Source organism: Siphonobacter sp. SORGH_AS_0500 (assembly GCF_031453245.1).
Taxonomy (GTDB): Bacteria; Bacteroidota; Bacteroidia; order Cytophagales; family Spirosomataceae; genus Siphonobacter.
On record NZ_JAVIYT010000006.1, the window covers coordinates 19,796 to 32,207 of the forward strand.

At 44.7% G+C, this 12,412-nt stretch carries 10 protein-coding genes; 3 read left to right on the forward strand and 7 right to left on the reverse strand.

Annotation, left to right across the window (positions count from 1 at the left end; translation table 11 throughout):
* Positions 1 to 476: 476 nt before the first annotated feature.
* Both QE357_RS21755 and QE357_RS21760 read right to left on the reverse strand, forming a co-directional pair.
* Positions 477 to 1,205 carry an alpha/beta hydrolase-fold protein gene (locus QE357_RS21755; RefSeq protein WP_309712368.1) on the reverse strand — a complete coding sequence of 243 codons (729 nt, stop codon included), beginning with the start codon at positions 1,203 to 1,205 and terminating at the stop codon, positions 477 to 479.
* Between the two features lie 76 nt (positions 1,206 to 1,281).
* Positions 1,282 to 1,869 (reverse strand): SGNH/GDSL hydrolase family protein, encoded by a 588-nt coding sequence (locus tag QE357_RS21760; protein WP_309712371.1) that lies wholly within the window; start codon positions 1,867 to 1,869, stop codon positions 1,282 to 1,284.
* A 151-nt stretch (positions 1,870 to 2,020) separates the two neighbouring features.
* Between QE357_RS21760 and QE357_RS21765 the strand changes: the two genes are divergently transcribed.
* Positions 2,021 to 5,332 (forward strand): SNF2-related protein, encoded by a 3,312-nt coding sequence (locus QE357_RS21765; RefSeq protein ID WP_309712374.1) that lies wholly within the window; start codon positions 2,021 to 2,023, stop codon positions 5,330 to 5,332.
* 163 nt (positions 5,333 to 5,495) lie between these two features.
* Here QE357_RS21765 and QE357_RS21770 read toward each other — a convergent pair whose 3' ends face one another.
* Positions 5,496 to 6,011 carry a transposase gene (locus QE357_RS21770; protein ID WP_309712377.1) on the reverse strand — a complete coding sequence of 172 codons (516 nt, stop codon included), beginning with the start codon at positions 6,009 to 6,011 and terminating at the stop codon, positions 5,496 to 5,498.
* Between the two features lie 252 nt (positions 6,012 to 6,263).
* On the opposite strand from QE357_RS21770, the gene QE357_RS21775 reads away from it, so the two are divergent.
* Positions 6,264 to 6,770: a transposase gene (locus QE357_RS21775; RefSeq protein ID WP_309704884.1), complete on the forward strand. Its 507-nt coding sequence runs from the start codon at positions 6,264 to 6,266 to the stop codon at positions 6,768 to 6,770.
* 2 nt (positions 6,771 to 6,772) lie between these two features.
* Positions 6,773 to 7,606: an IS3 family transposase gene (locus tag QE357_RS21780; protein ID WP_309704883.1), complete on the forward strand. Its 834-nt coding sequence runs from the start codon at positions 6,773 to 6,775 to the stop codon at positions 7,604 to 7,606.
* A gap of 304 nt (positions 7,607 to 7,910) precedes the next feature.
* On the opposite strand, the gene QE357_RS21785 is transcribed toward QE357_RS21780, so the two are convergent.
* The 4 genes from QE357_RS21785 to QE357_RS21800 all read right to left on the reverse strand — a co-directional run bounded on the left by QE357_RS21785 (position 7,911) and on the right by QE357_RS21800 (position 12,404).
* Positions 7,911 to 9,212: a tetratricopeptide repeat protein gene (locus QE357_RS21785; protein WP_309712380.1), complete on the reverse strand. Its 1,302-nt coding sequence runs from the start codon at positions 9,210 to 9,212 to the stop codon at positions 7,911 to 7,913.
* 29 nt (positions 9,213 to 9,241) lie between these two features.
* A complete protein-coding gene (locus tag QE357_RS21790; protein ID WP_309712383.1) occupies positions 9,242 to 10,573 on the reverse strand; it encodes an AAA family ATPase in 1,332 nt (443 codons plus the stop codon).
* A gap of 120 nt (positions 10,574 to 10,693) precedes the next feature.
* The gene (locus tag QE357_RS21795) at positions 10,694 to 11,596 is read right to left on the reverse strand and encodes an SDR family oxidoreductase (RefSeq protein ID WP_309712386.1); all 903 of its coding nucleotides are present in this window, start codon (positions 11,594 to 11,596) and stop codon (positions 10,694 to 10,696) included.
* Positions 11,597 to 11,729: 133 nt separating this feature from the next.
* Positions 11,730 to 12,404: a LytTR family DNA-binding domain-containing protein gene (locus tag QE357_RS21800; protein ID WP_309712389.1), complete on the reverse strand. Its 675-nt coding sequence runs from the start codon at positions 12,402 to 12,404 to the stop codon at positions 11,730 to 11,732.
* Positions 12,405 to 12,412 lie beyond the last annotated feature (8 nt).

The window sequence follows — 12,412 nt, forward strand, 5'->3', positions numbered from 1 at the left end:
CACTAATCTGACTGATTTTAGTGATTCAAATATAAACTTCCGATATACCCCCAAACCATCGTCTTCGATGAATGGTACTATTTTCTCGATGAAATGTATAAAATGGCGGTTAAATGGTTTTGTTTAAAATAATCTTACGAACAAAAATGTTTTATTAAAGCAAGTGAAGTAACTCCTGTTTAAAAGCCATTAACGTATGATAATCAAAAGCTTAAAATATAGTTAACTAGCCATTAATTGTTTACTAATCATTCCTGATTCCATTGTATTATTTAGTATCGCTTAAAACCGGAAGCTTAGAAATAGATGTTACATTTTTAATACGCTGGAAACTTCACTAGTAATTAATTATTTCTACCACTTTTATTTATGATAGGCTATCAAAATATATTAATGTATGTGCGTTTACTGCGAATAAATTATTACCAATAATCAATTATCTTATCTTACTAGCTATTTATTTTAGTTGACATTATTTAGAGATAGATTTGAACCATTTTTTGCCAGGAGTCCGCTTCGTGAGCCCGACCTTCCCAGATATAGAATTCATTGGAAATGTTTTTCTGATCTAAAGCCGCACGTAATTGCAAGCTACTGCTAAGAAACGGATCGGTATTGCCAATCGTTAACACGAAATGCAACTTTTGTAATTCTTCCAGTAAATGCACGTCGTGGAGGTTGGGCAGGAAGTGATTAGGCGTATGGTAATAAATGGTATCGTCGTAATATTCGTCGAACAATCCGCGGAATTCGGATACCGGTGCGGAAAGATCATAACGTCCACTAAAAGCAACGACCTTTCGAAACCGTTGCGGGTGCCGTAAAGCAATGTTAACCGCGTGAAAAGCTCCAAAACTGCAGCCATGAACGATCAGAAATGAATCAGGATTCAGCGTCTCACTGTAGGGAAGGACTTCATCGAGAATGTAATGCTCATACTGAATGTGCCGCTTGATTCGTTCCGAAGGAGGAATACTCTGACTGTAGAGGCTCTCCGCATCAATGGAATCCACGCAAAATAACTGGAGCCACCCCTGGTCAATTTTATCCTGAATAGCCTCAACCAACCCTAGTCTTTCGTATTCATAAAAACGTCCGCGTCGAGTAGGAAACACCAGAACCCGGGCCCCGGCGTGTCCATAGACCTTCATTTCCATCTGCTTTTGCAGAGCCATACTAAACCAGGCGTGAGCAGTACCCGACATTCCCATTATGGTAGTTAAAGTTCCGAAGGTCTATACTTTTTAAGTAGTTTTTACGCTTCGGAAGATCAAGAAATCGTTAAAAAATTCCTTTCTGCTTCTTCAGTATTTCTGTCCATAATCGGTAACCTGCCGGACTTAAATGCAGGCCATCCGATTCAAATAACTCCTTTCTTGGACGATTATCCGTTCCCAGCATCGCCGAGTGGGTATCGACATACGTAAAATCAGGCGTCTCGCTTATTTTTTGAGCGATAAGCGAGTTGGTATAACGGATTCGTTCAATCAGGTCCCAGCGGGCCAGACTTGGTTTAATGGAGATGAAGTATAGAGGGATACCGGGAAGCCGATGCTGCATCTTCTCAACCACGGTGCAGAAAAACAGGTATACCTCTTCAGGATTTCGCTGATCTCCGAGGTCATTATCACCCGCATAAAAAACTACTGATTTGGGTTTGCGGGGTAAAAGCAAATCATCAAAAAACCAGGAACACGCAGCTAAGGTCGAGCCGCCGAAACCAATATTAACCGTTGGCGTACCAGGAAAATCCTGAGCTAACGTGGACCATAAACGGATGGAGGAGCTTCCGTAGAATACTGTGCTTTGCAAGGGGGCATTCGCAACTCTTTGCTGAAGTTGCCGTACTTCGTCTTCGTACCAATTCATTCAAAAAACCATTAAAGCGAGCAAATTAACGATCCTGAGTCGAAAGCGGAAGGAATCTTTTGCTTTTACCGCCAGAATCTAAAAGATTATCTGAGTATTGCTAATTACTGCCTGTAGGAAACTATTTTCGCAGGAATACAGCTAGAGTTTCATGCACGATTTTGTTCTGATTCATACCACTATTCCAGCGTTATCTGAAAGTCAGTTGATCCGCTACAGTCTGGATTTCAACCATTCGGACCTAGTGGATATTTTGCCACAAACGCTGGAGGTAAATGAAGGTGTTTTCAATAAGACGTCCCGGGCGAATCCGTTTCCCAGCGTACGGGTTAGTCAGACCGAAGATTCGGTGCAGGTTTCGTGTAGCTGTAACCGTTCGGCGGGCGGACTCTGTGACCATGAAGTACAGGTATTAATGGCCATTAAAAGTCGTAAGGAGCTACTTATTTTCTTTGACTCAACGCTACGTCAGAACGAAATGCGAAGAGTAGCCGAGGGATACGGACTCGAAAATGAAGAAAATCTGGAGGATTATTTTGAGCTGGAATACACTGCCCGGACGTACGTCATTAAACCCCTTATGGCTGAGTTATTTCCGGTAACTCCTCAGTCAACGGATGAATTACGAGCGATTTTATTTCCTGACGAATCTTTTAGTAATGAGACGATTACCCGGCGAATCGTAGTCTTTTCAAAGCCCCGTTTTCAGGATCGGTTCGTCATTACGTTGCATGAAGCCGCGGTTACTAAACAGGGTAAGCTTAAAAACCCCATTTCGGTCATTAACCCGCTGGATGTCATTGAGGCCTCCATGAAGGAAGCCGAACTGAAAGCGTATACCAGTCTGGCTAAATTCCAGAATCCACATCGGCTCAAACGGGAAGCCGCGGACATTGACAGTCTTAAATTTTTGCTGGATTTAAACCTTGAAGTGTATTATCACGATCCCCGGATTTCAGAGAACATTAATGCTCCCTCGCTTTTTCCTATTCAGTTGAAAAAATTGCCGTTGGATTTGACCTTATCAGTTCATAAACAGGACGTGATGTATCAGATCAAAGCCACGCTGGATATTAACCATCAACCCTTTTCGTTGGAGCATCTGAGACTTCGTTACGAATATTTTCTGGAGTTTCAGGGCAGTTTATTACTAATTGATCACGTCCAGTATTTACGGATTATCACGGTTTTCAAGCAGAAAAATCATGCCTTAGTAATTCATCAATCTAGGTTTGAAGATTTTCGTAATAATCTGTTAATCAGTCTTGAAAATCGGATTAAAGTCAAGTATTCCTACCTCAAACCTGCCACTCCCCGGCAACGGGAAGAGAGTGGTTTTGACGAACCGCCTCAGCGACTGATTTACCTGACGGATTCCGATCAATACATTTCCCTAATGCCAGTGCTCAAATACGGCTCGCTCGAAGTGCCGATTCTTTCGCAGCGACAAATTTACGGGCTTGATCCACTCGGCAATCCGTTTACCCTGGAACGCGACGAAGAAGCTGAAATAGCTTTCACCAGTCTGATTCTGTCTCAACATCCGAACTTCATGCAGCACCCGGAGGAGCCTTACTATCAGCTAACTAAGGGCGATTTTTTAGACGAACTTTGGATACTCGACGCATGGGAGTATTGGCAGCAACAAGGGATCACCGTTTTAGGTTTTAATACCCTCAAAAACAATCGGTTAAATCCGAATAAAGCTAAAATTAGCGTACATGTTACCAGCGGTATTAGTTGGTTTGAAACGTCTATTGGTGTTTATTTTGGGAAACAACGGGTAAGCCTGAAGCACTTACATCAGGCCGTAAAAAACCGAAACCGTTTCGTTAAACTGGATGACGGAACGCAGGGCTTATTACCACAGGAATGGCTGGAGAAGTTTGCCCGCTATTTTCAGTCTGGAGAAGTAGTAAAAGAAACGCTGCACACACCGAAAGTTAATTACGCTGACATTCGGACGATGTACGAGGAAGAAGTACTCGATTCAGACGTTATGCGGGAAATCTCGCTGTATGAATCGAAATTTGCGAACCTTTCGAGTAGGCCCGCTCCAGAAATTCCGGCAAGTCTCAACGCCTCTCTGCGAGATTATCAGAAACAGGGTGTACACTGGCTTCAGATTCTGGATGAACTAGGATTCGGTGGCTGCCTGGCGGATGACATGGGTTTAGGGAAAACGCTTCAAGTAATTACCTTTTTGCTACTTCAGAAAAACCAGAGACCGGACTCGACAAGCCTGATTGTGGTGCCGACATCTTTATTAGCAAACTGGCAAAATGAAGTAGCCCGCTTTGCTCCTTCCTTGGGATTGAAGATTCTGTACGGCCCTGATCGAATTGCCAATACGCAAGATTTTTTAACTTATGATATCATTCTGACCACCTACGGAACGCTGGTATCAGATGTGCATTACCTGAAAGATTTTGCGTTTAATTACCTCATTCTGGATGAATCTCAGGCCATTAAAAACCCGGATTCCCAACGGTACAAAGCGGCCCGATTACTACAGTCGCGGAACAAGCTTGTATTAACCGGCACCCCCATCGAAAACCATACCTTCGATTTATACGGCCAATTGTCTTTTGCCTGTCCGGGCCTACTTGGGAGTTACACTTATTTCAAGGAACATTACTCCATGCCCATTGATCGCTACCAGGATCGGAAACGGGCCGCTGAGCTTCATGAAAAAATTAATCCTTTCGTTCTTCGTCGAACCAAAGCTCAGGTAGCTAGTGAATTACCCGATAAAACGGAGATGGTGATTTTCTGCGAAATGGGTTCCGAGCAACGTCGGGTATATACGGCTTTCGAACAAGAATTCCGGCATTTTCTGCTAACTAAAAAAGAAGGCGATTTACCCCGTCGGAAACTGCGGGTGTTGCAAGGTTTAACAAAACTCCGGCAAATCTGTGACTCGCCGATACTGGTTAATGACGAGAAGTATTACGGGAATCATTCGGCGAAAATTGATACGTTAATTGAACAGATTGAAGAACGGGCTCCTGATCATAAAATCCTGGTTTTCTCGCAATTTGTCAGCATGCTGGAGCTAATCAGGACCGAACTTGAGCAAAGAGGCATTGGCTACGAATACCTGACGGGGCAAACCCGAAACCGGGCGGAGCGGGTAAATCGTTTTCAGGAAAATGAAGATGTTCGGGTTTTTCTGATCAGTTTGAAAGCAGGTGGAACGGGCCTGAATCTAACGCGGGCCGATTATGTCTATCTGGTAGATCCGTGGTGGAACCCGGCGGTAGAAAATCAGGCCATCGACCGTTGTTACCGCATTGGTCAAAAAAAGAACGTCGTGGCGGTCCGCCTGATTTGCCCTGATACGATTGAAGAAAAAATCCTGCAATTGCAGCAAAACAAAACCTTTCTGGTTCAGGGGTTGATCAAAGCTCAGGATGTAGAAAGCTGGAGCACAGATGATTTGCTGAAATTGTTTCAAACGTAGAGACGCGACTTTTTATCGCGTCTGGGTAAGAGGCGGTTTTTATTATCCTTACATTGTTCCCATCTCCGAACCAGACACAGTTTGGGTTACCCTTAACATTATTCTCATCTCCCGGCTAGACGCGATAAAGTCGCGTCTCTACGAGAAAAATTTATCCTGTCTCCTATAACTGAGCGTTACCCGTAATGTATTCCTGAATACGTCGTAATGATTCGTCATTTCTGACAATATGGTCGTGAAAACGAGCTTGCCATCCAAACGAAGACTGGAATTTACGAATCTCATAGCTGGATTTTCCTTTATACCAGCGGATCACTTTGGATAGGTTTTCATGAAACATAGGATTGTGGATACTGGTTATGCCACCTTTCGCATTTGCAACTGCAATTTCTGATTGGCCGACCGCATGATTTAAGGTTAATAAGCCATGCATGTGATTCGGCATCACGACAAATTCATTCAGTAAAACATAAGAAAATTGTTCAGAAATGGTTTCCCAGATATGGCTAGTAACCATACCCGCTTCATTTAAAACCATCTCATCGTTGATGATTTCTCCGAAAAAATGTTTACGATCTCTTGTGCAAATGGTGATAAAGTAGATACTGTTCCAACCGTAGTCCCAGTGTGTTCGTCTTGCTGAGGGTATTCTGTATTTGTTTCTATATAATTCGTCCATTGTCTTTGTTGAAAGTTTGACAACAAAAACAACATAATTCAGCCATTTATTGAAGAGGAATAATTAGTATTGACTATGTGGTAAGGTATCTGGATAAGGCACCTCAACTAGAGATTAAACAAACATAAAGACTCAACTTCATCGCATCTGGGTAAGAGGTGGTTTTTATTACTTCTACATTACTCCCATCTCCCAGCCAGACGCGATGAAGTGGATTGCCCCCGAAAAGTTAGACATTAACTGAAAGGAGCAATGCAAAAGAAAAAGAAGTATAGTTATGCCTTTAAGAAAGCAGCGGTGGAAGCGGCCAAGTCGAGTAAAGCATCGATTCACGCCCTAGCCCGAGCTTACGGTATTCACGAGTCCATGCTACGACGATGGATCGATGGGTATGAAGCCTTTGGGCCATCGGCTCTGGCATGCGTTTCGCATCAACATCGCTATTCCGAATCGATCAAAACTGCCGCCGTTGCCGCTTTTCTGACTCAAGACTTATCTTTGCGGGAAGTTTGTTTGACTTTTTCTCTTCGCTCGACTAGTGTGCTTCGGGGTTGGATTAACAGGGCCCTGGCAAATTACCCCCAGCAGAGCGATGAGCTTAACGATTTCCCCCCTATGGCTTCATCCCAATCGAGTCGAGTGCCCGCCAGTGAATACGAGCGAGTCGTTGAGGAGAATAAACGACTGCAGGCGGAGGTGGCTTACCTAAAAAAGTTACGAGCCTTGATTCAGGCCCAGAAAAAAGGCAAAAAGCCCTGATTGTGCATGAATTAAGGCCTGATTATGATCTATCGCTGCTACTAAGGGCCGCTCAGCTCGCCCGCAGTACGTACTACTATCAACTCAAAAGCAGGGATAGGTTAGGCAAGTATGCTCCCCATAAACAGCGGCTGAGCCAGCTTTATCAGCAACATCAGGGACGCTATGGCTACCGACGCCTGACCTCTGTTCTACGGGCAGAAGGCTATACGCTCAATCATAAAACGGTGTTCAAACTCTTGGGAGAGTTGCAGCTCAGAAGCCGGATTCGCCTCAAAAAATACCGGTCCTATCGGGGAGAAAAGGCTCCCACCACTCCCAACCTACTGAATCGGGAGTTTACAGCAGAAAAGCCTTTTGCCAAGTGGGTGACCGATGTCACCGAGTTCAAAGTGGGTGCTCAAAAACTGTATTTATCCCCCATACTAGATCTTTACAATGGTGAGATTGTCAGTTATGATCTCTCGGAGCGAGCCAATTTTAAACAGGTAAGTCGGATGCTGGAAGAGGCCTTAGCTAAATTGCCTGCTCCTACGAGGCTCTTGTTACACTCGGACCAGGGCTGGCAATATCAGATGAAACCCTATCAGAGAAGACTGAAAAAGCAGGGTCTGATCCAAAGTATGTCCAGAAAGGGGAATTGTCTGGATAATGCGGTGATGGAAAATTTTTTTGGTACGCTTAAAAGTGAGTTATTTTACCTTAACAGTTATGAATGTATCCAGGCTTTAGAAAAAGACATCAGGCAGTACATTCACTATTACAATCACCAGCGAATCCGTTTGAACCTACAGGGTATGAGTCCCGTAGACTTCCGCATCAACGCTGGCTTTTAAAACAACCGTCCAACTTCTTGGGGCTAGTCCAAAGTCGCGTCTCTACGATAAATTCTCTAAAACAATAGTAGCCTACGCACTAAAATACCCTTCACATTTTTTTGGTAGAGACGCGACTTCATCGCGTCTGGGTAGAGGCGGTTTTTATTACCTCTATATTAGTTCTATCTCCGAACCAGACGCAGTTTGGATTACCCTTAACATGATTCCCATCTCCCGGCCAGACGCGATAAAGTCGCGTCTCTACATTCTAACAGAATAAACCCCGCTGGTTCTCAGCGGGGTTTATTCTGTTAGAATTCCATCATTTCTTCCTAAAGGCAACAAAGTTATAAACCCAACCGTACAGCACAACCCCTAGCAAAGCCCAGGTTCCGAACATATAGCCCAATCCAATGTAGAAGAATCCAGCAATAACGGCCAGGGTGCCTAAGCCAATAATGCCCCAACTGACTACTTTAAACCAGGTAGGTAACTCTTCTGCATCAGTAATGACTCGGGACAATGGAATGATTACCAGCAAACTATACAAACCAAGAATGAACAAGAGTTCGTAATAATGGGAATACTGCCCCAGATAATACGCCGCTGGCGACGAAGAATCTACAGGTATAAAAAACGGTATCAGGTAATAAGCCCCGAGTGTTAGGATTCCTATTAACAGAGCCACACCCGTAATAATCCCCACCCATTTCTGCCGTTTCTCCAGAGCCAACCTTCCGTAGGAATCCAGTTGCAAAATGAGGTACCCGATGGGCATCATTACCCAGGTTAAGTACATAAACAGGATCATGAGTACTAAAGCTACGTTCAGAATCGGATAACGCTCGGCGTACTGACGAATCATGTTTTGACCAATCATAAATCCGATAATGATCGTCCACTGCACACTGGACTGGTGACGGTTCATCCAGAACAAGTACCCCAGATACGCCCGATAAATAGGGTTTTTAGCTTTTACCGCCTCCTTCATCCCTCCCTGAGCATATTCATACGTGGGGTTGATCCGTAACGATTCCGCAAAATGCTGACGAGCTTCGTGCACATTGCCTCGTTCCAGCTTACTCCAACCCACGTTAGCCTGTGTGTAAGCGTTATGCGGATCAGCAGCGAGGGTATCTTCAATGGTGCTTTGCAGTTCTTCAAGTCTGCCGAGTTTGGTTAACGCTTCCGTTCGGGTATTCAGGCAACGCACGTGTTCGGGATCAACGGCCAATCCCTGATCTGCGTAGAACAAACCCTTTTCCCAATTCTTTTGCAGGTTATGCAAAGCCCCCAGCATGCTGAAATAGTCAGCATCCCAGGGATCCATTTCAATGGCCTGTAACAAGGATTCTTCGGCTTCCTTATAGCGTTTATTCAGCATTAAGGTAACCCCGTAGAAGTAATGCGACAGCGAATAATCGGGAATCATTCCCAGCATATCTTCCGCCGTTTCGAGAGCCGCCTTGTGCTGATCGGTTGAGATATAGGCCTGAATCAGTAAGGACAAAGCTTCAATATCTTCGGGGTATAAAACAAGCCATTGCTTTAACTCCTGAATCGCCTCCGATGCACGGTTGAGATTCATTAAAAGTCGGGCTTTGTTGAGTTGAGAAGATTCCAAGTGAGGTTAGGTTTTAAAAAGATTAATCGTTACTTCAGCTTCAGATATTTTAAAATATCATCATATAATCCGCTTTCATTCGAATAAAGGGCGTAATTCTTCGCCGTCGCAAACCATTCCTTCGTTGTAGGCCGGTGCTTTTTCAGGGCTTCCTTGAAATCGGAAGTCGTGAGGGGTAATACTTTTCCTAACCGTAGCGACTCAGGTAACTTTTGTTCTACGGCGATGTCTACCAAAGCCCGTAAATCTGCTCCCGAATACCCATCGGATTGTTTGGCAATGTAGGTATAATCAATACTTTCCGTAGGTTTGTCTTCCATCAGAATTCTGAGGATATCTATCCGGGCTTCGGCATCGGGCGGGGTAACAAACACAATCCGGTCAAATCGCCCGGGACGACGGAAAGCCGTATCCAGATACCAAGGCGTGTTTGTAGCCCCAAGAATCAAAATGCCTTCATTGCTATATTTCACGCCATCCAGCTCGTCCAGAAACTGGTTAATCAGGGTTCGTCCTGCCGCTTTTCGTAAATCCGTCCGGCTGGCACCGAGAGCGTCTACTTCGTCAAAAAATAACACGCAGGGGGTATTCATCCGGGCCTGCTGAAACAGATCGTGGAGGTTCTTTTCAGAATTTCCCATCCACATATCCAGCACATCGTTAATTCCCACTGAAATAAAATTGGCTTTAATTTCACCAGCCGTCGCCCGAGCCAGTAAGGTTTTTCCGCAACCCGGGGGGCCGTACAAAAGGATTCCACCGCCAATCTTTTTACCGAAGGCTTTATAAATTTCTGGATTGTTAATCGGATGAATTACTTTCAATGCAATCTCTTCCTTTACAGCTGACAATCCGCCTACTTCGGCAAAGGTTACCCGGGGGTTTTCCACTAAACCAGATCCTTCCGCTTCGATGCGATCAATTTCCTCCTGAAAAGAACTCGTCTGAGCCTGCCCGGACTCGCGAATAGCCTGATTGAGTTGACTTTCAAATTCGGCCTGGGTTAAGGTATGATCCTGAGCGGTGGCTTTTTTGTAATAACTATTAGCCGACTGTAAATCATTAGAAGCTAGAGAAATACGAGCTAATAAAAAGAGAATTTGGGGCGATGGATTGGTTTCCAGCAATTCCTCAGCGATGACGTGAGCCGTCGGATAATTGGATAATTGCAGGTAACACTCCGCCAGTTTAATTTTCAGATCGGGGTCGGCACTGAGTTGTAAAGCGGATTTATATTCATCCAGGGCTTCTTCGTAGCGAGCCAGTTGAAAATAAGCATCGGCCAGCATTCGCCGAAGCGGAAGGTTTTGAGGCGAAAACTGAAGGGCTTCGCGTAAGGCATCTAACTGAGACTGATTCATACCCAAAGGTAGGTCTTCCGCTCAATTCTTCCATTGTTCTATTCTAGATTCAGAAATGAAAATGGCATAAAAAAACCTCCCAAGCTGATTACACAGCATGGGAGGTTTTGGTTCGAATCGTTAAATCGTGGGACGACCGCCAGTTACCTGGATGGTAGATCCGTTCATGTAACTGGAATCTTCCGAAGCCAGTAACACGTAGGCCGGAGCCAACTCTGCGGGCTGGGCTGCCCGACCAATCGGCGTATCTTCGCCAAAGGTTTTCACTTTTTCAGGCGGCATGGTTGACGGAATCAGAGGCGTCCAGACGGGTCCCGGAGCCACGCAATTCACGCGAATGCCCTGCTTGGCAAAGGTTTGAGCCAGGTTACTTGTAAAATTTTGAATCGCTCCTTTCGTGGTCGTGTACGCTAGCAGGTTTGGTGAAGGCGAATAGGCATTTACCGAGGTAGTATTAACCACCGTACTACCGGGTCTCATGTGAGGCTCGGCAGCTTTGCAGAGGTAAAACATGGCATAAATGTTCGTCTTAAAAGTATAATCCCATTCCTCGCTGCTGATTTCCTGAATGGATTCATGCGACATCTGAAAAGCGGCGTTGTTGACGAGAATATCAATTTGACCAAATTCGGCAACAGCTTTTTCAATAATAGCCTTGCAGTGAGCTTCCTCACTAATATCGCCGGACACTAAAACGGCTTTTCGTCCAGCTTCCTTAATATATTTGGCCGTTTCTTCGGCATCTTCGTCTTCATTCAGGTATGAAATAAGTACATCGGCTCCTTCGCGGGCAAAGGCAATGGCAACCGCCCGACCAATACCTGAATCACCACCCGTAATAATTGCTTTTTTACCCTCTAATTTTCCGTGCCCCACATAGGAGTTTTCGCCGTGGTCGGGTGTGGGTGACATCTTGGATAAATGTCCAGGAACATCCTGCCCCGTATTGTCATACGGAGGCGTTGGATATTTTTCCTTGGGATCTTGCTGGGTTAATGCCTGTGTTTCTGATAATAGAGTCATGTGGATTGGAAATTTAAGTGAAACCATAGACCTGTTGGTCTTGCTTATCACCCAAAAAGACACGTACCAGAAACTCCAAAATAACGATCAGAAAGGAAGAAAATACCTTACATCAAGCGTAAGGGTCACGCCGTTACAGCCATTTTTCCAGTTGAGAACGATACGAAGAACCAATGGGAATCTGTCGATCTGGTAACTGGATGTCGGCCCGTCCGATGCGTTCAACGTGCTGCATATTAACGACAAACGAACGATGTACGCGAATGAAATTTCCCGGTGGAAGCATTTCCAGCAGTTCAGGTAAGGTACTACGAACAAGTACCGTTTGCTGAGACTGGCGAATTTTTACGTAATTATCCGCTGATTCCAAGTAATGCACCTGTTCAGGCTGAATACTTACCCATTCATACCCATCTTTGACGAACAAAGGCATCACTTTTGCAGGTACGCGAGATTGCCGTGCTTCCTGCACTTTTTGACTGGCTTGCAGAAAACGGTCAAATGCAATGGGTTTCAAGAGATAATCTGAAACCTCCAGTTCATACCCTTTCAGGGCGTGTTCGGGATAAGCCGTTGTGAAAATAACAGAGGTCTGACGACGAAGAATTTCCGCCATTTCCAAGCCATTAATAACCGGCATATTCACATCCAGGAAAATCAGATCGACGGGTTGGGTTTTCAGGAATTCCAGAGCCTTACGGGGATTCGTAAACGTCGCTTTCAAATCCAGAAAAGGAACCCGATCGGCAAAGGTTTGAATGATTTCCAATGCGATAGGTTCATCATCAACAGCCAGACAGCTTAACATAGGTGTAC

Bases quoted from the DNA above. Each gene is read 5' to 3' on its own strand.
- QE357_RS21755 (WP_309712368.1), bottom strand. From the start codon at position 1,205: ATGTCGGGTACTGCTCACGCCTGGTTTAGTATGGCTCTGCAAAAGCAG.
- QE357_RS21760 (WP_309712371.1), bottom strand. From the start codon at position 1,869: ATGAATTGGTACGAAGACGAAGTACGGCAACTTCAGCAAAGAGTTGCG.
- QE357_RS21765 (WP_309712374.1), top strand. From the start codon at position 2,021: ATGCACGATTTTGTTCTGATTCATACCACTATTCCAGCGTTATCTGAA.
- QE357_RS21770 (WP_309712377.1), bottom strand. From the start codon at position 6,011: ATGGACGAATTATATAGAAACAAATACAGAATACCCTCAGCAAGACGA.
- QE357_RS21775 (WP_309704884.1), top strand. From the start codon at position 6,264: ATGCAAAAGAAAAAGAAGTATAGTTATGCCTTTAAGAAAGCAGCGGTG.
- QE357_RS21790 (WP_309712383.1), bottom strand. From the start codon at position 10,573: ATGAATCAGTCTCAGTTAGATGCCTTACGCGAAGCCCTTCAGTTTTCG.
- QE357_RS21795 (WP_309712386.1), bottom strand. From the start codon at position 11,596: ATGACTCTATTATCAGAAACACAGGCATTAACCCAGCAAGATCCCAAG.
- QE357_RS21800 (WP_309712389.1), bottom strand. From the start codon at position 12,404: ATGTTAAGCTGTCTGGCTGTTGATGATGAACCTATCGCATTGGAAATC.